This window comes from Escherichia sp. E.sYA108 (assembly GCF_011754335.1).
In the GTDB taxonomy this organism is placed as follows: domain Bacteria; phylum Pseudomonadota; class Gammaproteobacteria; order Enterobacterales; family Enterobacteriaceae; genus Escherichia; species Escherichia coli.
The window spans coordinates 4,555,768-4,577,516 of the sequence record NZ_JAAQVZ010000001.1 but is presented as its reverse complement, the minus strand read 5'-3'; the positions used below and the strand labels follow the sequence as shown (position 1 = coordinate 4,577,516).

At 53.1% G+C, this 21,749-nt stretch carries 18 protein-coding genes and 3 tRNA genes; 17 read left to right on the top strand and 4 right to left on the bottom strand.

Going from position 1 to position 21,749, the window contains the following annotated elements; all coding sequences use genetic code 11:
- Positions 1-137 precede the first annotated feature (137 nt).
- Positions 138-1,640, top strand: a complete 1,503-nt coding sequence (gene yjeM / locus HBM92_RS21955) for a glutamate/gamma-aminobutyrate family transporter YjeM (RefSeq protein ID WP_001443154.1) — start codon at positions 138-140, stop codon at positions 1,638-1,640.
- 150 nt (positions 1,641-1,790) lie between these two features.
- On the opposite strand, the gene mscM is transcribed toward yjeM, so the two are convergent.
- The 3 genes from mscM to rsgA all read right to left on the bottom strand — a co-directional run bounded on the left by mscM (position 1,791) and on the right by rsgA (position 7,253).
- Positions 1,791-5,114 (bottom strand): miniconductance mechanosensitive channel MscM, encoded by a 3,324-nt coding sequence (gene mscM, locus HBM92_RS21950; RefSeq protein ID WP_001236821.1) that lies wholly within the window; start codon positions 5,112-5,114, stop codon positions 1,791-1,793.
- 21 nt (positions 5,115-5,135) lie between these two features.
- Positions 5,136-6,104, bottom strand: a complete 969-nt coding sequence (gene asd, locus HBM92_RS21945) for an archaetidylserine decarboxylase (protein ID WP_000934920.1) — start codon at positions 6,102-6,104, stop codon at positions 5,136-5,138.
- Between the two features lie 96 nt (positions 6,105-6,200).
- Entirely contained in the window at positions 6,201-7,253 is a 1,053-nt protein-coding gene (rsgA, locus tag HBM92_RS21940) for a small ribosomal subunit biogenesis GTPase RsgA (RefSeq protein WP_000041976.1), read from the bottom strand.
- 94 nt (positions 7,254-7,347) lie between these two features.
- Between rsgA and orn the strand changes: the two genes are divergently transcribed.
- The 5 genes from orn (at position 7,348) to HBM92_RS21915 (ending at position 8,689) form a co-directional block, all read left to right on the top strand.
- Complete coding sequence (gene orn / locus HBM92_RS21935) at positions 7,348-7,893, top strand: oligoribonuclease (protein ID WP_001443155.1); 546 nt, start codon at positions 7,348-7,350, stop codon at positions 7,891-7,893.
- 210 nt (positions 7,894-8,103) lie between these two features.
- Positions 8,104-8,179 (top strand) — tRNA-Gly (locus tag HBM92_RS21930).
- Positions 8,180-8,215: 36 nt separating this feature from the next.
- A tRNA-Gly gene (locus HBM92_RS21925) sits at positions 8,216-8,291 on the top strand.
- Between the two features lie 35 nt (positions 8,292-8,326).
- A tRNA-Gly gene (locus tag HBM92_RS21920) sits at positions 8,327-8,402 on the top strand.
- A gap of 233 nt (positions 8,403-8,635) precedes the next feature.
- Positions 8,636-8,689, top strand: a complete 54-nt coding sequence (locus HBM92_RS21915; protein ID WP_010723271.1) for a hypothetical protein — start codon at positions 8,636-8,638, stop codon at positions 8,687-8,689.
- Here the strand turns inward: HBM92_RS21915 and queG are convergent.
- On the bottom strand, positions 8,672-9,811 hold the full coding sequence (gene queG, locus HBM92_RS21910; protein ID WP_001294198.1) for a tRNA epoxyqueuosine(34) reductase QueG: 1,140 nt from the start codon (positions 9,809-9,811) through the stop codon (positions 8,672-8,674). The genes HBM92_RS21915 and queG overlap by 18 nt on opposite strands.
- Here queG and nnr point away from each other — a divergent pair.
- The 11 genes from nnr to purA all read left to right on the top strand — a co-directional run bounded on the left by nnr (position 9,810) and on the right by purA (position 21,723).
- Positions 9,810-11,357 carry a bifunctional ADP-dependent NAD(P)H-hydrate dehydratase/NAD(P)H-hydrate epimerase gene (gene nnr, locus HBM92_RS21905; RefSeq protein ID WP_000129526.1) on the top strand — a complete coding sequence of 516 codons (1,548 nt, stop codon included), beginning with the start codon at positions 9,810-9,812 and terminating at the stop codon, positions 11,355-11,357. The genes queG and nnr overlap by 2 nt on opposite strands.
- Positions 11,329-11,790 (top strand): tRNA (adenosine(37)-N6)-threonylcarbamoyltransferase complex ATPase subunit type 1 TsaE, encoded by a 462-nt coding sequence (tsaE, locus tag HBM92_RS21900; protein ID WP_000981974.1) that lies wholly within the window; start codon positions 11,329-11,331, stop codon positions 11,788-11,790. The genes nnr and tsaE overlap by 29 nt, the downstream gene beginning before the upstream one ends.
- 18 nt (positions 11,791-11,808) lie before the next feature.
- On the top strand, positions 11,809-13,140 hold the full coding sequence (gene amiB, locus HBM92_RS21895) for an N-acetylmuramoyl-L-alanine amidase AmiB (RefSeq protein ID WP_000990275.1): 1,332 nt from the start codon (positions 11,809-11,811) through the stop codon (positions 13,138-13,140).
- Positions 13,141-13,149: 9 nt separating this feature from the next.
- On the top strand, positions 13,150-14,997 hold the full coding sequence (gene mutL, locus HBM92_RS21890) for a DNA mismatch repair endonuclease MutL (protein ID WP_001304682.1): 1,848 nt from the start codon (positions 13,150-13,152) through the stop codon (positions 14,995-14,997).
- Positions 14,990-15,940 (top strand): tRNA (adenosine(37)-N6)-dimethylallyltransferase MiaA, encoded by a 951-nt coding sequence (gene miaA / locus HBM92_RS21885; protein ID WP_001280357.1) that lies wholly within the window; start codon positions 14,990-14,992, stop codon positions 15,938-15,940. Before mutL ends, miaA begins: the two co-directional genes overlap by 8 nt.
- A gap of 85 nt (positions 15,941-16,025) precedes the next feature.
- Positions 16,026-16,334: an RNA chaperone Hfq gene (hfq, locus tag HBM92_RS21880; RefSeq protein WP_001051883.1), complete on the top strand. Its 309-nt coding sequence runs from the start codon at positions 16,026-16,028 to the stop codon at positions 16,332-16,334.
- Between the two features lie 75 nt (positions 16,335-16,409).
- Positions 16,410-17,690, top strand: a complete 1,281-nt coding sequence (hflX, locus tag HBM92_RS21875) for a ribosome rescue GTPase HflX (protein WP_000460357.1) — start codon at positions 16,410-16,412, stop codon at positions 17,688-17,690.
- Positions 17,691-17,775: 85 nt separating this feature from the next.
- A complete protein-coding gene (hflK, locus tag HBM92_RS21870; protein WP_000312479.1) occupies positions 17,776-19,035 on the top strand; it encodes an FtsH protease activity modulator HflK in 1,260 nt (419 codons plus the stop codon).
- A 2-nt stretch (positions 19,036-19,037) separates the two neighbouring features.
- Positions 19,038-20,042: a protease modulator HflC gene (gene hflC, locus HBM92_RS21865; RefSeq protein ID WP_001232412.1), complete on the top strand. Its 1,005-nt coding sequence runs from the start codon at positions 19,038-19,040 to the stop codon at positions 20,040-20,042.
- Positions 20,043-20,123: 81 nt separating this feature from the next.
- Positions 20,124-20,321, top strand: a complete 198-nt coding sequence (locus tag HBM92_RS21860; protein ID WP_001089288.1) for a DUF2065 domain-containing protein — start codon at positions 20,124-20,126, stop codon at positions 20,319-20,321.
- A 103-nt stretch (positions 20,322-20,424) separates the two neighbouring features.
- Positions 20,425-21,723 (top strand): adenylosuccinate synthase, encoded by a 1,299-nt coding sequence (gene purA, locus HBM92_RS21855; protein WP_000527955.1) that lies wholly within the window; start codon positions 20,425-20,427, stop codon positions 21,721-21,723.
- Positions 21,724-21,749: the final 26 nt, after the last annotated feature.

Sequence of the window (21,749 nt, the reverse complement as noted above, 5' to 3'; positions counted from 1 at the left end):
AGGCCACAATTTAAGACTGGATATTTGATATCATCCAGGTATCAATTCTGTATTGGTTTTTACGCTGCCCGCTCAATGTTGGGCAGTGCAGTTCAGTGGGCGCGTTTTATACACGCGCTGAAATGAAGGATGGTTTCATGCCTCACTCGATAAAAAAGATGAGTCTGATAGGACTCATATTGATGATCTTTACTTCTGTATTTGGATTTGCCAATAGCCCATCGGCTTATTACTTAATGGGTTATAGTGCGATTCCCTTTTATATATTTTCTGCATTGTTATTCTTTATTCCATTCGCCTTAATGATGGCTGAAATGGGAGCTGCTTATCGCAAAGAAGAAGGCGGTATCTATTCCTGGATGAATAATAGTGTCGGACCACGTTTTGCCTTCATTGGTACGTTTATGTGGTTTTCCTCTTATATCATCTGGATGGTGAGTACCTCCGCGAAAGTTTGGGTACCGTTCTCAACATTCCTCTACGGTAGCGACATGACCCAGCACTGGCATATTGCCGGACTGGAGCCTACGCAGGTGGTTGGTCTGCTGGCAGTGGCATGGATGATTCTGGTCACCGTCGTTGCTTCAAAAGGGATTAATAAAATTGCCCGCATTACTGCGGTGGGCGGTATTGCAGTAATGTGTCTGAATTTAGTATTGCTGTTAGTAAGCATTACTATTTTGTTATTAAATGGTGGGCATTTCGCGCAGGATATTAATTTCCTTGCATCACCGAACCCAGGTTATCAGTCCGGTCTGGCAATGCTATCGTTTGTGGTATTTGCCATTTTTGCCTATGGCGGAATTGAAGCGGTTGGTGGTCTGGTTGATAAAACGGAAAATCCAGAAAAGAACTTTGCCAAAGGTATTGTTTTTGCCGCTATTGTTATTTCAATCGGTTATTCGCTGGCAATATTTTTATGGGGCGTCAGCACAAACTGGCAGCAGGTATTAAGTAATGGTTCCGTTAACCTCGGCAATATTACCTATGTGCTGATGAAGAGCCTCGGGGTGACGCTGGGTAACGCACTGCATTTTTCACCTGAAGCGTCATTGTCGCTGGGCGTATGGTTTGCGCGTATTACCGGACTTTCGATGTTCCTCGCTTATACCGGGGCGTTCTTTACGCTTTGCTATTCACCGCTGAAAGCCATCATCCAGGGGACGCCGAAAGCATTGTGGCCGGAACCGATGACGCGCCTGAATGCGATGGGGATGCCGTCTATCGCCATGTGGATGCAGTGTGGGTTGGTTACTGTCTTCATCCTGCTGGTTTCGTTTGGTGGCGGTACCGCATCGGCGTTCTTTAACAAGCTGACGCTGATGGCGAACGTGTCTATGACGCTTCCTTACCTGTTCCTCGCGCTGGCTTTCCCGTTCTTTAAAGCACGTCAGGATCTCGACAGACCGTTTGTGATTTTCAAAACGCATTTGTCGGCAATGATTGCGACGGTGGTTGTCGTACTGGTGGTGACATTTGCGAACGTCTTCACCATCATTCAACCTGTGGTTGAAGCTGGAGACTGGGACAGCTCATTGTGGATGATTGGCGGCCCTGTCTTCTTCTCGCTGTTAGCGATGGCGATTTACCAGAACTATTGCAGTCGCATGGCGAACAAACCTGAGTTAGCTCTCGACTGATCATATGAAATCCTGCAACTCATCGTCTCTCCGGCGATGAGTTGTCAGGAAGTAATGCGTATGGATGATACTCTCCGGGGCCAGTGATAACTGAAGATGATGTTAAGCTGCTAAATGAGCCACGTTGACATCATTTGGCAGCTTCATGCATTACAAACTTCCCGCCTGACGACCTTTGCCCGCAGAAGTTAATGTTCTCCCCGTTTGTTTACCATTCAGGCTTTCCAGACGCATCTGGAAGGGCGGGAATGGCATATCGATACCGTGGGCGTGGAAGCCCGCCAGAATTAGTTGGTGGATCTCATGGCGTAGCGGCATACGGTGACCCATCTCAGCGGCGTAAATACGCAGCTCGAAAATTTGAATCCCCTGTTGCAGATCCACCAGGAAGACTTCCGGCGCCGGGTTGTCGATCACCAGCGAGCAGCGACGCGCTGCGGTGAGCAGGATTTCCGTCACTTCTTCACTGTTAGCATCGGCAGGGGCCGGAATCGTCAATACCACGCGCGTGACCGAGTCAGAGAGCGACCAGTTGATAAACTGCTCGGTAATAAACGCCTTGTTCGGCACGATTATCTCTTTACGGTCCCAGTCGCTGATGGTGGTGGCGCGGGTGTTAATTTTTGTCACGCTACCGGTGAGATCGCGGATCGTTACCGTATCGCCAATACGAATCGGTTTTTCGAACAGGATAATCAGGCCAGAGATAAAGTTGGCGAAAATCTCCTGTAAACCAAAGCCCAGACCAACACCGAGCGCGGCGACCAGCCACTGCAATTTCGACCACTCAATACCAATCATCGAGAAGCCGACCAGCCCGCCAATCAGCATCAGCAGATATTTGGTGATGGTGGTGATGGCGTAGCCCGTACCCGGCGTTAAATCCAGGTGCTGCAGAATCGCCAGTTCCAGCAGCGCGGGCAGGTTGCGCACCAGCTGCGTGGTGATGATAAACACCAGAATGGCAATCAGTACCGCACCGAGGGTAATCGGCTCCAGGCTTTCTACGCCCTGTACCGTGGAAGTGACATCCCACAGCGAAATATTTTCGAGGAAGCCGAAAGCGGAATGGATTTCTGACCACAGCACAATGACCGAAAGCAGGGCGATCAACATCAAAATTGAGCGCACCAGCCGCAAGGATTGCGCACTGATGGCATCGAGATCGACTTCGCTTTCATCGACTTCAATTGCTCCTTCCGGGCTACTGTGATGATGCGCTTCCTCTTCGCCACGCGCACGCTGCGCTAACATCTCTGCCCGGCGATGCTTCGCCCGGTCAAACGCCAGCCTGCGGCGCTGGATCAGCATCCAGCGGCGGATAACGTGATAAACCACCAGTAGCAGGAACCAGATGGCAACCGAGGTTTCAAGCCTCGCTAACAGTGCCTGCGCCGTTGCCAGATAACCCACCGCCGACGCCAGAATGGCAACCAGCGGTGCGCCAATCATCATGTTCCACAGCATATGGTTGGTAATGTTGTCGCCGCTGCCTTCTTTGTTGAGATACAGCGGGATCCCGGCCTTTTTCAGGCTGAGGGTGACCACCGCCAGCGCACCGCAAATGAGGATAAAGCAAAGCCGTCCCAGCGAACCGGAAAATTCGCGGTCGTCGAGGTTATCGAACATCATCAGCGCCATAATCAGCGGCACAATGAGCCCGATGCTCATCAGGTAGTAACGCATCCCACGGGAAACTCGTTCGCGCGGCCAGCCAAAATGAGCGATAAACAAGCCGTTCGGGCGAGCAAAGGTGGCGCAAATCATCACTACCCACAGCAGCGGCACGGTGGCTGTTACGCCATCACCAATCGCGACCGCCAGCGGATAAGGCCACGCCTCGCGCAAGCCGTAACCCAGCGTCATCCACAGCACAGGCAGCGGTGACGCGACGAGAATCGACCAGAAAAGAGTGCGTAACGTCAGCCAGAAGTGATCCTGAGTCACTTTGCCGACTTTCGCCGCCGAACGTTCAAGAAAACGGGTGAAATAGCGGCGCGAGTAAATACTGCAACCGACCAGAATCAACGCGCCAAACAGCGGCAAAATCGTCTCTTTACTGGTCAGCATCATCACACTGGCTTTGCCCAACTGACTGAAGGTGTCCAGCGAAATGAGACGACGCAGATCCTGGGCGATTTCCAGCGGCCAGGCGATGGTCATCGGGCGCACGTCAGAGGTCCAGAACAGATAGCGGTGCGTCGCTTCGTTCACCTCTTTCAGCGCATCCTCCAGTTGCCCGTTGGAGACTTTCAGCTTGGTCAGCTCCAGCAGTAGCGTGTCGCCACCCTGCAACAATGAGTTCAGCAACTCACGCTGAGTGCGTAGCTGTGCTTCCAGAATACGGTTTTGCTCAGCGGTCAGTGGCTGACCGTCGGCCTGATGGATTTGCCGTAGCAGCGGCTGTTTATTAAGCAGATCCTCATAACGTAACCGTTGCACACGTAACTGCGCCATTTCGGTATCAAGCTGTTGTGGTTTTGGCATTTCCGGTAGCCGTGCCACCTGCGCCCGCAACGCTTCGCCGAGCAGGTTAGATGATCCCAGCCATTGCGACTGTTCACGCAGCGTATTCAACGCCTGCCGGACCTGTAACGTCTGGCTGGCAGCCTGACGCTGTTGCGAGGCAACGAGATCCATCCGCTGCGCCTGTTGATTCAGCGCCGCCGATAGTTCGCGGTTAATTTTAAACTGGGCGACGATATCTTTTGGCAAATCGGCGCTACTTTCCGCCAGTTGCTCGGTACTTTCCAGCGCCCGTTCCGCTTCCAGTTGGCGTTGACTATTCAACTGGTTGCGTAGTGCTTGCAAATATGCATCCAGCTGCTGGCTCTCTTTTTCCGCCAGCTCAGAGCGCAAGCGCGCTAATTCCTGGCGGTTATTGGCAGATAGCTGCGCCAGCTCCAGTTCATCAACGAGCGCTTTCAGACGTGCGGAGTCAGACTGCAACGCGAAATTTTGTGCCTGATTGAGCGGGGTATTGCCGGTAAGCGTCCCCAGGCGGCGCTCGATTTCATTCAACTGACGGCGGGCATCGGTTTGCTGTTGCGGCAGTTGATTCAGCGAATCGGCAATCTCGCGGGCGCGCTCCTGCTCTTGCTGGGCCTGACGGCTTTTATCCAGCAACTGACTGCTGATCTGGAGAATTTCCTGATTCAGCGCATCGTTAGACATTCCCGGCGACACGCTGCGTGGCTCGTCACGCATGTTGTTTAACTGCGCGCGCAGAGTGGCGGAAATTTTCGGATAATTATCAATGACTTCTTGATATTGCTTGATGCGCTCAAGGGAACCTTTTCGTTCCTCAAGCGCATTTAAGGCAGACTGGAGCGCCTCTACGACTTCCGGCTGCGCGGGTTTCGCCGCTTTTGCCTGCTCCAGTTCCTGGGTGATTTGTTTGCTATCGGGGGCCGTCGCGGCGTACGCCCCCCAACTGAGGCACCAGGCCATCAGAAAAGTGATAATCAGGCGCACGTCAGCGTTTCCTTTGATGGATTAGACCTGGTCTTTTTTGTCGTCAACCAATGGGCTGGCGTCGTGTTCTGCTTCGATCTCTTCAGCAGGAAGCGGGGCTGGTTCAGCGTCTGGCGTAACAAAGGTTTCGGTAGATACTGCCAGCGGCTGGCCAATTTTCGTGACAGACAGGCTTTCCAGTTGCTCAACCAGGTTCACTTTACCTGGTGCAAACAGGTTGATAACGGTAGAGCCAAGTTTAAAGCGACCCATTTCCTGGCCTTTCAGCAATGCCACAGAACCGTCGTTTTCCCCGGCAGGCCAGGTCCAGCGCTTGATGATGCCTTCGCGCGGCGGCGTAATGGTGCCCGCCCAGACCGTCTCAATGCTGCCTACAATCGTCGCACCGACCAGAATCTGCGCCATCGGGCCAAATTCGGTATCGAACAGGCAGATCACGCGTTCGTTACGGGCAAACAGATTCGGCACGTTCTGAGCCGTGAGATGGTTAACGGAGAAGAGATCGCCCGGCACGTAGATCATTTCACGCAGAATACCGTTGCACGGCATGTGTACGCGGTGGTAGTCACGTGGGGAGAGGTAAGTGGTCACAAACGTACCGTTACGGAAGAGATCCGCCATCAGATAGTTGCCTGCCAGCAGGGCTTCGAGGCTGTAGTTGTGGCCTTTGGCTTGCAGGATTTTATCTTCTTCGATTTTACCCAACTGGCTGATAACGCCATCGGCAGGCATAACCAGTACATTCGGATCGGTATCGATTGGGCGTACTTCGTCACGCAGCGGACGGACAAAGAATTCGTTAAAGGTGCGGTAGCTGGCGGTGTCCGGCTTTTGCGCCTCTTTCATGTCGACCTTGTAGTATTTAACGAACAGATCGATAACCAGTTTTGTCAGCCATCCTGCCCGCTTGCTTGCGCCCCAACCCGCCAGGCGAGTAAGCCATAGTTTCGGCAGAATGTACTGTAGCGAAAGTTTAAATGAATTTAACAAGGTAGCCTCCAGGCCATTGTTTTGTCGTTCCTGATCCGGCCTACATGCCGGATCCTGAAAAAAAGGGGACGATTCTAACGACGGTTAGCTTAATTGTCAGTCATCCGTATCAGAAAAGTTTTTACGCGTTTTTACCTGCGCCATGCTTTCCAGAATACGGTGATAGTTTTCGAAACGGGTTTCCGCGATTTTTCCTTCCTCAACCGCTTCCCGGATAGCGCAGCCCGGATCGGTATCGTGTTTGCAATCGCGATATTTACACAGACCTAAATAGTCATGGAATTCGACAAAGCCCTGAGTGATTTGTTCCGGCTCCAGGTGCCAGAGACCAAACTCACGCACACCTGGGGAATCAATCACATCACCGCCGTGCGGGAAGTGATACAGTCGTGCGGCGGTCGTGGTGTGCTGACCAAGCCCCGAGTTGTCAGAGACATCGTTGGTCAGGATCTCTTTTTGCAGCCCCAGCAACGCGTTCAGCAGGCTGGATTTGCCAACGCCAGACTGCCCGGCAAAAATGCTGATGCGCCCGGTCAACGCCTCTTCCAGCGGTTTCAGCCCATCCTGAGTATGACTGGAAACCATCAATACGCGATAACCGATATTGCGGTAGATATCCATCTGCTCGTTGACGAACTCCATGCCTTCGTCGTCCAGCAGGTCTATCTTGTTGAGCACAATAATCGGCTCAATCTGCAAGGTTTCGCAGGCCACCAGGTAACGGTCGATAATATTGAGCGACAGCTCCGGCAAAATGGCGGAGACAATGACAATCTGGTCGATGTTGGCAGCAATAGGTTTCACACCGTCGTAAAAATCCGGGCGCGTCAACACTGAGGTGCGCTCATGCACCGCTTCCACGATCCCTTTGACATTTACGCCTTCCGCCGCTGGTTTACCCGGACGCCAGACTACGCGGTCGCCGGTCACCAACGAACGGATGGTACGGCGAATATTGCAGCGGTGAACGTCGCCATCGGCGGATTCCACATCAGCGTGCATACCAAAGCGGCTGATGACGATACCTTCATCAGGCTCGCCAAACAGATTGTCGTCGTAGTCGGGCTTCTCCTTAGACGTTTTAAGACGACGCTGGTGATTGGCGTTCACGCGGCGCTGCTGGCCTTTGGAGAGTTTATTTTTACTCAATCGTACAGACTCCTGGTCGCCCCTGATGGGCAAAACATCTATGATACACGCAATTGTGGATCAATATAGTCACTGTGAATGGGTGGAAAATAGCATGAGTGCCAATGAAAACAACCTGATTTGGATCGATCTTGAGATGACCGGTCTGGATCCCGAGCGCGATCGCATTATTGAGATTGCCACGCTGGTGACCGATGCCAACCTGAATATTCTGGCAGAAGGGCCGACCATTGCAGTACATCAGTCCGATGAACATCTGGCGCTGATGGATGACTGGAACGTGCGCACCCATACCGCCAGCGGGCTGGTAGAGCGTGTGAAAGCGAGCACGATGGGCGATCGTGAAGCTGAACTGGCAACGCTCGAATTCTTAAAACAGTGGGTGCCTGCGGGAAAATCGCCGATTTGTGGTAACAGCATCGGTCAGGACCGTCGCTTCCTGTTTAAATACATGCCGGAGCTGGAAGCCTACTTCCACTACCGCTATCTCGATGTTAGCACCCTGAAAGAGCTGGCGCGCCGCTGGAAGCCGGAAATTCTTGACGGCTTTACCAAGCAGGGGACGCATCAGGCGATGGATGATATCCGTGAATCGGTGGCGGAGTTGGCTTACTACCGCGAGCATTTTATCAAGCTGTAAAATTTTTCCTGGTCACGTAAGCGCCGGAATCCACTTGCGGCGGCGTGATTTTGACGCTAAATTGAACGTCTTGCTGATAATTTCAGCACTTGAGATAAAAACTCAAAAAAAATTTTTTAGGGGGGTTGCAGAGGGAAAGATTTCTCGTATAATGCGCCTCCCGTAACGACGCAGAAATGCGAAAATTACGAAAGCAAAATTAAGTAGTACGCGGGAATAGCTCAGTTGGTAGAGCACGACCTTGCCAAGGTCGGGGTCGCGAGTTCGAGTCTCGTTTCCCGCTCCAAAATTTGAAAAGTGCTGTAAAGCACAGACCACCCAAGCGGGAATAGCTCAGTTGGTAGAGCACGACCTTGCCAAGGTCGGGGTCGCGAGTTCGAGTCTCGTTTCCCGCTCCAAAATTTGAAAGTGCTGTAAAGCACAGACCACCCAAGCGGGAATAGCTCAGTTGGTAGAGCACGACCTTGCCAAGGTCGGGGTCGCGAGTTCGAGTCTCGTTTCCCGCTCCAAATTCTTCTCTCAATAAAATATCCACAGCGACGCGATGCGTTATTGCTGGTTTTTGATGTCTCTGACAGACTCTTGTAAACAGAGTTATCCACAGCCTCAGGCCGTAATCTTAATTTCAAAGAAACTTCGCACGGTGAATAGTATTTTTTTAACCTATTGATAGATAAGTTAAAAATTAAGATTTCGTTTTGTCGTATCGATCACTTGACGATTTTTTCCGGCTTGAATTGCAATGCGTTTTTATTTTTATTCACAAGCTGTGGATGAATCAGGCGTCACGCGGTAACCCTTTTTCAATCACCCGAACCAGACGCTGTTTTTTCGGTAATTGCACTTCGACCACGCACGCATTTCGCCTCTCGATTTGCTGCGCAATCGCCCACGCTATGTGCTCATCAAGAAGTGGGTGCTCACCTTTACGACTTTCCAGCGCTGTCAAAATCGTTTCATCCCAGGGGGCATTGCCTAATGCTACGGCGATATTACGCAGCCAACGCAGGTGACCTATACGGCGAATCGCCGAACCTTCCGTGACTTTTAAAAACTTCTCTTCACTCCAGGCGAATAACTCAATGAGTTCCGGTGCGTGTAGCGGCTTACGCGGGCTGAAATCGTCTTCTGTAGTGAGTTGCGAATAGCGATTCCACGGGCAGATAAGCTGGCAGTCATCGCAACCGTAAATACGGTTTCCCATTAACGGTCGCAACTCTTCCGGGATCGCCCCTTCCAGTTCGATGGTGAGATAAGAGATACAGCGGCGAGCATCGACGGTATATGGCTCGACGATGGCTCCGGTCGGGCAAATCGTCATACAGGCCACGCATTTACCGCATCCTTCCTCGACTGGTTGATCCACAGGCAGCGGAATATCGACCAGCAATTCGCCTAAAAAGAAGAACGAACCGGCCTCGCGATTGAGGATAAGTGAGTGCTTACCTGTCCAGCCAAGACCTGCTTTTTCAGCTAACGGGCGCTCGAGAATAGGCGCAGAATCGACAAACGGTCTAAAATTCAGCGAAACACAATGTTGCTGAATCATCTCGCCCAGCTTTTTGAGTCGGTTGCGCAGAAGCTTGTGATAGTCACGGCCCAGCGCATAACGGCTAACATAGCCGAGTTTGGGATTTTTCAGCGTGCTGGCAAATGCGGCGTTAGCAGGAAGGTAATTCATCCGCACGCTGATCACGCGCAGCGTACCGGGCAATAATTCGTGAGGACGAGCACGCAGCATACCGTGACGCGCCATCCAGTCCATTTCGCCGTGGTATTGTTTGTCCAGCCATGCTTGCAGTTTGGGCTCGGACGCGCTGAGATCGGTATCGGTAATACCTACCTGCTGAAAGCCCAGTTCCAGCCCCCACTGTTTAATTTTTTGCGCTAACTGATTGAGATCGAGGGGCTCTGACATGACGGACCATACAATGAAGAAAAACCCCGTAAGTATACCACACACAGTCTGGTACGCCGACGATATCCGCCGCGGAGAACGCGAGGCGGCAGATGCGCTGGGGCTCACACTCTATGAGCTGATGCTTCGTGCTGGCGAAGCCGCATTCCAGGTGTGTCGTTCGGCTTATCCTGACGCCCGCCACTGGCTGGTGCTGTGCGGTCATGGTAATAACGGCGGCGATGGCTACGTGGTCGCGCGGCTGGCCAAAGCGATCGGTATTGATGTCACGCTGCTGGCCCAGGAAAGTGACAAACCGTTGCCGGAAGAGGCCGCGCTGGCACGCGAAGCATGGTTAAACGCGGGAGGCGAGATCCATGCTTCGAATATTGTCTGGCCCGAATCGGTAGATCTGATTGTTGATGCGCTGCTCGGCACCGGCTTGCAGCAAGCGCCCCGCGAATCCATTAGCCAGTTAATCGACCACGCTAATACTCACCCTGCGCCGATTGTGGCGGTTGATATCCCTTCCGGCCTTCTGGCTGAAACCGGCGCTACGCCAGGCGCGGTAATCAACGCCGATCACACCATCACTTTTATTGCGCTGAAACCAGGCTTGCTCACTGGAAAAGCGCGGGATGTTACCGGACAACTGCATTTTGACTCACTGGGGCTGGATAGCTGGCTGGCAGGTCAGGAGACGAAAATTCAGCGGTTTTCGGCAGAACAACTTTCTCAGTGGCTGATACCGCGTCGCCCGACTTCGCATAAAGGCGATCACGGGCGGCTGGTGATTATTGGTGGCGATCACGGCACGGCGGGGGCTATTCGTATGACGGGGGAAGCGGCGCTGCGTGCTGGTGCTGGTTTAGTCCGAGTACTGACCCGCAGTGAGAACATTGCGCCGCTGCTGACTGCACGACCGGAATTGATGGTGCATGAACTGACTATGGACTCTCTTACCGAAAGCCTGGAATGGGCCGATGTGGTGGTGATTGGTCCCGGTCTGGGCCAGCAAGAGTGGGGGAAAAAAGCCCTGCAAAAAGTTGAGAATTTTCGCAAACCGATGTTGTGGGATGCCGATGCATTGAACCTGCTGGCAATCAATCCCGATAAGCGTCACAATCGCGTGATCACGCCGCATCCTGGCGAGGCCGCACGGTTGTTAGGCTGTTCCGTCGCTGAAATTGAAAGTGACCGCTTACATTGCACCCAACGTCTGGTACAACGTTATGGCGGCGTAGCGGTGCTGAAAGGTGCCGGAACCGTGGTCGCCGCCCATCCTGACGCTTTAGGCATTATTGATGCCGGAAATGCAGGCATGGCGAGCGGCGGCATGGGCGATGTGCTCTCTGGTATTATTGGCGCATTGCTTGGGCAAAAAATGAGCCCTTATGATGCAGCCTGTGCGGGCTGTGTCGCGCACGGTGCGGCAGCTGACGTACTGGCGGCGCGTTTTGGAACGCGCGGGATGCTGGCAACCGATCTCTTTTCCACGCTACAGCGTATTGTTAACCCGGAAGTGACTGATAAAAACCATGATGAATCGAGTAATTCCGCTCCCTGATGAGCAGGCAACATTAGACCTGGGCGAGCGGGTAGCGAAAGCCTGCGATGGCGCAACCGTAATCTATCTGTATGGCGATTTAGGTGCAGGTAAAACCACCTTTAGCCGGGGCTTTTTACAGGCTCTGGGTCATCAGGGTAATGTCAAAAGCCCCACTTATACGCTGGTCGAACCCTATACGCTCGACAATTTACTGGTTTATCACTTTGATTTGTACCGCCTTGCCGATCCCGAGGAGCTGGAGTTTATGGGGATCCGCGATTATTTTGCCAACGATGCCATCTGCCTGGTGGAGTGGCCACAACAAGGTACAGGTGTTCTTCCTGACCCGGATGTCGAAATACACATTGATTATCAGGCACAAGGCCGTGAGGCGCGCGTGAGTGCGGTTTCCTCTGCGGGTGAATTGTTGCTGGCGCGTTTAGCCGGTTAACCTTTGAAAGGTGGCGGGATGATGTATCGCATCAGAAATTGGTTGGTAGCGACGTTGCTGCTGCTGTGCGCGCCGGTGGGTGCCGCGACGCTCTCTGATATTCAGGTTTCTAACGGTAATCAACAGGCACGGATAACGTTGAGTTTTATTGGCGATCCTGATTATGCGTTTAGCCATCAAAGCAAACGCACCGTGGCGCTCGATATCAAACAAACGGGGGTAATTCAGGGGCTGCCGTTGTTGTTTAGCGGCAATAATCTGGTGAAGGCGATTCGCTCTGGAACGCCTAAAGATGCACAAACGCTACGGCTGGTGGTCGATCTCACCGAAAACGGTAAAACCGAAGCGGTGAAGCGGCAGAATGGCAGCTATTACACTGTTGTCTTTACGATTAACGCCGATGCGCCGCCATCGCCTCCGCCAATGGTTGCGAAACGCGTTGAAACGCCTGCGGTTGTCGCACCGCGCGTCAGCGAACCGGCGCGCAATCCGTTTAAAACGGAAAGTAACCGCACTACGGGTGTTATCAGCAGTAATACGGTAACGCGTCCGGCAGCGCGCGCGACGGCTAACACAGGCGATAAAATTATCATCGCTATTGATGCCGGACACGGCGGTCAGGACCCTGGCGCTATCGGCCCTGGTGGTACACGGGAGAAAAATGTCACCATCGCCATTGCGCGTAAATTACGTACCTTGCTCAATAACGATCCGATGTTTAAGGGCGTTTTAACCCGTGACGGGGATTATTTTATCTCGGTGATGGGGCGCAGTGATGTGGCACGTAAGCAAAACGCCAATTTCCTTGTGTCGATTCATGCCGATGCCGCACCAAACCGTAGTGCCACCGGTGCCTCTGTATGGGTGCTCTCTAACCGTCGCGCCAACAGCGAAATGGCAAGCTGGCTGGAGCAGCACGAGAAACAGTCGGAGCTACTGGGCGGAGCGGGCGATGTGCTGGCGAACAGTCAGTCTGACCCCTATTTAAGCCAGGCGGTGCTGGATTTACAGTTCGGTCATTCCCAGCGGGTAGGGTATGATGTAGCGACCAGTATGATCAATCAGTTGCAACGCATTGGCGAAATACATAAACGCCGACCAGAACACGCGAGTCTCGGCGTTCTGCGTTCGCCGGATATTCCGTCAGTACTGGTCGAAACCGGTTTTATCAGTAACAACAGCGAAGAACGTTTGCTGGCGAGCGACGATTACCAACAACAGCTGGCAGAAGCCATTTACAAAGGCCTGCGCAATTACTTCCTTGCGCATCCGATGCAATCTGCGCCGCAGGGTGCAACGGCACAAACGGCCAGTACGGTGACGACGCCAGATCGCACGCTGCCAAACTAAGGACGATTGATGCCAATTCAGGTCTTACCGCCACAACTGGCGAACCAGATTGCCGCAGGTGAGGTGGTCGAGCGACCTGCGTCGGTAGTCAAAGAACTGGTGGAAAACAGCCTCGATGCAGGTGCGACGCGTATCGATATTGATATCGAACGCGGTGGGGCGAAACTTATTCGCATTCGTGATAACGGCTGCGGTATCAAAAAAGACGAGCTGGCGCTGGCGCTGGCGCGTCATGCCACCAGTAAAATCGCCTCTCTGGACGATCTCGAAGCCATTATCAGTCTGGGCTTTCGCGGTGAGGCGCTGGCGAGTATCAGTTCGGTTTCCCGCCTGACGCTCACTTCACGCACCGCAGAACAACAGGAAGCCTGGCAGGCCTATGCCGAAGGGCGCGATATGGACGTGACGGTTAAACCGGCGGCGCATCCGGTGGGAACGACGCTGGAGGTGCTGGATCTGTTCTACAACACCCCGGCGCGGCGCAAATTCCTGCGCACCGAGAAAACCGAATTTAACCATATCGATGAAATTATTCGCCGCATTGCGCTGGCGCGTTTCGACGTCACGATCAACCTGTCGCATAACGGTAAAATTGTGCGTCAGTACCGTGCAGTGCCGGAAGGCGGGCAAAAAGAACGGCGCTTAGGCGCGATTTGCGGCACCGCTTTTCTCGAACAAGCGCTGGCGATTGAATGGCAACACGGCGATCTCACCCTGCGCGGCTGGGTGGCCGATCCAAATCACACTACGCCCGCACTGGCAGAAATTCAGTATTGCTACGTGAACGGTCGCATGATGCGCGATCGCCTGATCAATCACGCGATCCGCCAGGCCTGCGAAGACAAACTGGGGGCCGATCAGCAACCGGCATTTGTGTTGTATCTGGAGATCGACCCGCATCAGGTGGACGTCAACGTGCACCCTGCCAAACACGAAGTGCGTTTCCATCAGTCGCGTCTGGTGCATGACTTTATCTATCAGGGCGTGCTGAGCGTGCTACAACAGCAACTGGAAACGCCGCTACCGCTGGACGATGAACCACAACCTGCACCGCGTGCCATTCCGGAAAATCGCGTGGCGGCTGGGCGCAATCACTTTGCTGAACCGGCAGTTCGTGAGCCGGTAGCTCCGCGCTACTCTCCTGCGCCCGCCTCAGGCAGTCGTCCGGCTGCCTCCTGGCCGAATGCGCAGCCTGGTTACCAGAAACAGCAAGGTGAAGTGTATCGCCAGCTTTTGCAAACGCCCGCTCCGATGCAAAAACCAAAAGCGCCAGAACCGCAGGAACCTGCACTTGCGGCGAACAGTCAGAGTTTTGGTCGGGTACTGACTATCGTCCATTCCGACTGTGCGTTGCTTGAGCGCGATGGCAACATTTCACTTTTATCCTTGCCAGTGGCAGAACGTTGGCTGCGTCAGGCACAATTGACGCCGGGTGAAGTGCCAGTTTGCGCCCAACCGCTGCTTATTCCGTTGCGGCTAAAAGTTTCTGGCGAAGAAAAATCGGCATTAGAAAAAGCGCAGTCTGCCCTGGCGGAACTGGGTATTGATTTCCAGTCCGATGCGCAGCATGTGACCATCAGGGCCGTGCCTTTACCCTTACGCCAACAAAATTTACAAATCTTGATTCCTGAACTGATAGGCTACCTGGCGAAGCAGTCCGTATTCGAACCTGGCAATATTGCGCAGTGGATTGCACGAAATCTGATGAGCGAACATGCGCAGTGGTCAATGGCACAGGCCATAACCCTGCTGGCGGACGTGGAACGGTTATGTCCGCAACTTGTGAAAACGCCGCCGGGTGGTCTGTTACAATCTGTTGATTTACATCCGGCGATAAAAGCCCTGAAAGATGAGTGATATCAGTAAGGCGAGCCTGCCTAAGGCGATTTTTTTGATGGGGCCGACGGCCTCCGGTAAAACGGCGTTAGCCATTGAGCTGCGTAAAATTTTACCAGTAGAGTTGATAAGCGTTGATTCTGCCCTTATTTACAAAGGGATGGATATCGGGACGGCGAAGCCGAACGCTGAAGAGTTACTCGCCGCGCCGCACCGATTGCTGAATATTCGCGATCCGTCGCAGGCTTACTCGGCTGCTGATTTTCGCCGCGATGCGCTGGCGGAAATGGCCGATATCACCGCGGCGGGGCGGATCCCACTGTTAGTGGGCGGTACGATGTTGTATTTCAAGGCATTGCTGGAAGGGTTGTCGCCGCTACCGTCGGCAGACCCGGAAGTACGGGCCAGAATTGAGCAACAGGCGGCAGAGCAAGGTTGGGAGTCATTGCATCGTCAACTTCAGGAGATCGATCCGGTTGCGGCAGCAAGGATTCATCCAAATGATCCACAAAGGCTTTCCCGGGCACTGGAAGTTTTTTTCATTTCGGGTAAAACTTTAACGGAACTGACGCAAACGTCAGGAGACGCTCTACCGTATCAGGTGCATCAGTTCGCCATCGCCCCGGCGAGCCGTGAACTGCTCCATCAACGAATTGAGCAGCGTTTTCATCAGATGTTGGCTTCAGGTTTTGAAGCAGAAGTCCGGGCGCTTTTTGCCCGAGGAGATTTGCATACGGATTTGCCTTCCATTCGTTGCGTGGGTTATCGCCAGATGTGGTCTTACCTTGAAGGCGAAATCTCATACGATGAAATGGTTTATCGAGGTGTTTGCGCCACGAGACAGTTGGCGAAGCGGCAGATAACCTGGCTGCGTGGTTGGGAAGGGGTTCACTGGCTTGACAGTGAAAAACCAGAACAGGCGCGTGACGAAGTATTACAGGTTGTTGGTGCTATCGCAGGCTGAATGTGTACAATTGAGACGTATCGTGCGCAATTTTTTCAGAATCGAAAGGTTCAAAGTACAAATAAGCATATAAGGAAAAGAGAGAATGGCTAAGGGGCAATCTTTACAAGATCCGTTCCTGAACGCACTGCGTCGGGAACGTGTTCCAGTTTCTATTTATTTGGTGAATGGTATTAAGCTGCAAGGACAAATCGAGTCTTTTGATCAGTTCGTGATCCTGTTGAAAAACACGGTCAGCCAGATGGTTTACAAGCACGCGATTTCTACTGTTGTCCCGTCTCGCCCGGTTTCTCATCACAGTAACAACGCCGGTGGCGGTACCAGCAGTAACTATCATCATGGTAGCAGCGCGCAGAATACTTCCGCGCAACAGGACAGCGAAGAAACCGAATAAGGTTTCGGGCTGTTTTTTTACACGGGGAGCCAGCGATCCTGCGTTCCCCGCTGATCTATTTAGAGGGTTATACGCTTGTTTGACCGTTATGATGCTGGTGAGCAGGCGGTACTGGTACACATCTATTTTACGCAAGACAAAGATATGGAAGACCTCCAGGAGTTTGAATCTCTGGTCTCTTCCGCCGGTGTCGAAGCATTGCAGGTGATTACCGGTAGCCGTAAAGCGCCGCACCCAAAGTATTTTGTAGGTGAAGGTAAAGCAGTTGAAATTGCGGAAGCCGTAAAAGCGACGGGAGCTTCGGTCGTTCTTTTTGACCATGCCCTGAGCCCGGCGCAGGAGCGTAACCTGGAGCGTTTGTGCGAGTGTCGTGTCATCGACCGCACCGGCCTTATTTTAGATATTTTCGCCCAACGTGCGCGTACCCATGAGGGTAAGTTGCAGGTTGAGTTGGCGCAGTTGCGCCATCTGGCTACGCGCCTGGTGCGTGGCTGGACCCACCTTGAAAGACAGAAAGGCGGGATTGGTTTGCGTGGTCCGGGTGAAACCCAGCTCGAAACCGACCGTCGTTTGTTGCGTAATCGCATCGTGCAGATACAGTCGCGCCTGGAAAGAGTTGAAAAGCAGCGTGAGCAGGGGCGGCAATCGCGTATCAAAGCCGACGTTCCTACTGTTTCGCTGGTGGGATATACCAACGCCGGTAAATCTACTCTTTTCAATCGAATCACCGAAGCGCGGGTCTACGCGGCAGACCAGTTGTTTGCCACCCTCGACCCGACGTTGCGGCGTATTGACGTTGCGGATGTCGGTGAAACCGTGTTGGCAGATACCGTAGGGTTTATTCGCCACCTGCCGCATGATCTGGTGGCGGCATTTAAAGCCACGTTACAAGAGACGCGGCAAGCCACATTGCTGCTGCACGTCATTGACGCGGCGGATGTGCGTGTACAAGAAAACATCGAAGCGGTGAATACGGTTCTTGAAGAGATTGATGCTCACGAGATCCCAACCCTGCTGGTGATGAACAAGATCGATATGCTGGACGATTTCGAACCGCGTATTGACAGAGATGAAGAGAACAAACCGATCCGTGTCTGGCTTTCTGCGCAGACCGGAGCGGGGATACCACAGCTTTTTCAGGCTTTGACGGAGCGTCTTTCCGGCGAGGTGGCGCAGCATACATTGCGTCTGCCGCCGCAGGAAGGGCGCCTGAGAAGTCGTTTTTATCAGCTTCAGGCAATAGAAAAAGAGTGGATGGAGGAGGACGGCAGCGTAAGTCTGCAAGTTCGTATGCCGATCGTTGACTGGCGTCGCCTCTGTAAACAAGAACCGGCGTTGATCGATTACCTGATCTAACGGCGTAGCGTCTGAAGCGTGGAGTCATATCCTCTGGCGTCGAAAGACAACAGGGATCACCGCATAACAAATATGGAGCACAAACATGGCGTGGAATCAGCCCGGTAATAACGGACAAGACCGCGACCCGTGGGGAAGCAGCAAACCTGGCGGCAACTCTGAGGGAAATGGAAACAAAGGCGGTCGCGATCAAGGGCCACCTGATTTAGATGATATCTTCCGCAAACTGAGCAAAAAGCTCGGTGGTCTGGGCGGCGGTAAAGGCACCGGATCTGGCGGTGGCAGTTCATCGCAAGGCCCGCGCCCGCAGCTTGGCGGTCGCGTCGTTACCATCGCAGCGGCAGCGATTGTCATTATCTGGGCGGCCAGTGGTTTCTATACCATTAAAGAAGCCGAACGCGGCGTGGTAACACGCTTTGGTAAATTCAGCCATCTGGTTGAGCCGGGTCTGAACTGGAAACCGACGTTTATTGACGAAGTCAAACCGGTGAACGTGGAAGCCGTGCGTGAACTGGCAGCTTCTGGTGTGATGCTGACGTCTGACGAGAACGTAGTGCGCGTTGAGATGAACGTGCAGTACCGCGTCACCGATCCGGAAAAATATCTGTATAGCGTGACCAGCCCGGATGACAGTCTGCGTCAGGCTACCGACAGCGCCCTGCGCGGGGTTATCGGTAAATACACCATGGACCGCATTCTGACGGAAGGTCGTACCGTGATTCGTAGCGATACTCAGCGCGAACTGGAAGAGACGATTCGTCCGTATGACATGGGCATCACTCTGCTGGACGTCAACTTCCAGGCTGCTCGTCCGCCGGAAGAAGTAAAAGCGGCGTTTGACGATGCGATTGCCGCGCGTGAAAACGAACAGCAATACATTCGTGAAGCAGAAGCGTATACCAACGAAGTTCAGCCGCGTGCGAACGGTCAGGCGCAACGTATCCTCGAAGAGGCGCGTGCGTACAAGGCCCAGACCATCCTGGAAGCTCAGGGTGAAGTGGCGCGCTTTGCTAAACTTCTGCCGGAATATAAAGCCGCGCCGGAAATTACTCGCGAGCGTCTGTATATCGAGACGATGGAAAAAGTGTTGGGCAACACCCGCAAAGTGCTGGTTAACGATAAAGGTGGCAACCTGATGGTTCTGCCATTAGACCAGATGCTGAAAGGTGGTAACGCCCCTGCGGCGAAGAGCGATAACGGTGCCAGCAATCTGCTGCGTCTGCCGCCAGCCTCTTCCTCCACAACCAGTGGAGCAAGCAACACGTCGTCCACCAGTCAGGGCGATATTATGGACCAACGCCGCGCCAACGCGCAGCGTAACGACTACCAGCGTCAGGGGGAATAACGATGCGTAAGTCAGTTATCGCGATTATCATCATCGTGCTGGTAGTGCTTTACATGTCTGTCTTTGTCGTCAAAGAAGGTGAGCGCGGTATTACGCTGCGTTTTGGTAAGGTACTGCGTGACGATGACAACAAACCTCTGGTTTATGAGCCGGGTCTGCATTTCAAGATACCGTTCATTGAAACGGTGAAAATGCTCGACGCACGTATTCAGACCATGGACAACCAGGCCGACCGCTTTGTGACCAAAGAGAAGAAAGACCTGATCGTCGACTCTTACATCAAATGGCGCATCAGCGATTTCAGCCGTTACTATCTGGCAACGGGTGGTGGCGACATTTCGCAAGCGGAAGTGCTGTTGAAACGTAAGTTCTCTGACCGTCTGCGTTCTGAAATTGGTCGCCTGGACGTGAAAGACATCGTCACCGATTCTCGTGGTCGTCTGACCCTCGAAGTACGTGACGCGCTGAACTCCGGTTCTGCGGGTACAGAAGATGAAGTTACTACCCCTGCAGCAGATAACGCCATTGCCGAAGCGGCAGAGCGCGTAACGGCTGAGACGAAGGGCAAAGTTCCGGTCATCAATCCGAACAGTATGGCGGCGCTGGGTATTGAAGTTGTCGATGTGCGAATTAAGCAGATCAACCTGCCGACCGAAGTGTCTGAAGCGATCTACAACCGTATGCGCGCCGAGCGTGAAGCGGTAGCGCGTCGTCACCGTTCACAAGGTCAGGAAGAAGCGGAAAAACTGCGTGCAACTGCCGACTATGAAGTGACCAGAACGCTGGCAGAAGCTGAGCGTCAGGGCCGCATCATGCGTGGTGAAGGCGATGCAGAAGCAGCCAAACTGTTTGCTGATGCATTCAGTAAAGATCCGGACTTCTACGCATTCATCCGTAGCCTGCGTGCTTATGAGAACAGCTTCTCTGGCAATCAGGACGTGATGGTCATGAGCCCGGACAGCGATTTCTTCCGCTACATGAAGACGCCGACTTCCGCAACGCGTTAATATAACGACTGCGGTACAGGTCAATAAAGCCACCACATCCTCAGGGATGTCGGTGGTTTTCTTTTTCTATAAGGATAATGAATGAATTCGACAATCTGGCTGGCGCTTGCCCTGGTTTTGGTACTGGAAGGTTTAGGGCCGATGTTTTACCCGAAGGCATGGAAGAAGATGATCTCTGCGATGACCAATTTGCCCGATAATATTTTACGTCGTTTTGGCGGTGGACTTGTGGTTGCGGGCGTTGTGGTCTACTACATGTTGAGGAAAACGATTGGCTGAACAAAAAACAGACTGATCGAGGTCATTTTTGAGTGCAAAAAGTGCTGTAACTCTGAAAAAGCGATGGTAGAATCCATTTTTAAGCAAACGGTGATTTTGAAAAATGGGTAACAACGTCGTCGTACTGGGCACCCAATGGGGTGACGAAGGTAAAGGTAAGATCGTCGATCTTCTGACTGAACGGGCTAAATATGTTGTACGCTACCAGGGCGGTCACAACGCAGGCCATACTCTCGTAATCAACGGTGAAAAAACCGTTCTCCATCTTATTCCATCAGGTATTCTCCGCGAGAATGTAACCAGCATCATCGGTAACGGTGTTGTGCTGTCTCCGGCTGCGCTGATGAAAGAGATGAAAGAACTGGAAGACCGTGGCATCCCCGTTCGTGAGCGTCTGCTGCTGTCCGAAGCATGTCCGCTGATCCTTGATTATCACGTTGCGCTGGATAACGCGCGTGAGAAAGCGCGTGGCGCGAAAGCGATCGGCACCACCGGTCGTGGTATCGGGCCTGCTTATGAAGATAAAGTGGCACGTCGCGGTCTGCGTGTTGGCGACCTTTTCGACAAAGAAACCTTCGCTGAAAAACTGAAAGAAGTGATGGAATATCACAACTTCCAGTTGGTTAACTACTACAAAGCTGAAGCGGTTGATTACCAGAAAGTTCTGGATGATACGATGGCTGTTGCCGACATCCTGACTTCTATGGTTGTTGACGTTTCTGATCTGCTCGACCAGGCGCGTCAGCGTGGCGATTTCGTCATGTTTGAAGGTGCGCAGGGTACGCTGCTGGATATCGACCACGGCACTTATCCGTACGTAACTTCTTCCAACACCACTGCTGGTGGCGTGGCGACCGGTTCCGGCCTGGGCCCGCGTTATGTTGATTACGTTCTGGGTATCCTCAAAGCTTACTCCACTCGTGTGGGTGCAGGTCCGTTCCCGACCGAACTGTTTGATGAAACTGGCGAGTTCCTCTGCAAGCAGGGTAACGAATTCGGCGCAACTACGGGTCGTCGTCGTCGTACCGGCTGGCTGGACACCGTTGCCGTTCGTCGTGCGGTACAGCTGAACTCTCTGTCTGGCTTCTGCCTGACTAAACTGGACGTTCTGGATGGCCTGAAAGAGGTTAAACTCTGCGTGGCTTACCGTATGCCGGATGGTCGTGAAGTGACTACCACTCCGCTGGCAGCTGACGACTGGAAAGGTGTAGAGCCGATTTACGAAACCATGCCGGGCTGGTCTGAATCCACCTTCGGCGTGAAAGATCGTAGCGGCCTGCCGCAGGCGGCACTGAACTACATCAAGCGCATTGAAGAGCTGACCGGTGTGCCGATCGATATCATCTCTACCGGTCCGGATCGTACTGAAACCATGATTCTGCGCGACCCGTTCGACGCGTAATTCTGGTACGCCTGGCAGATATTTTG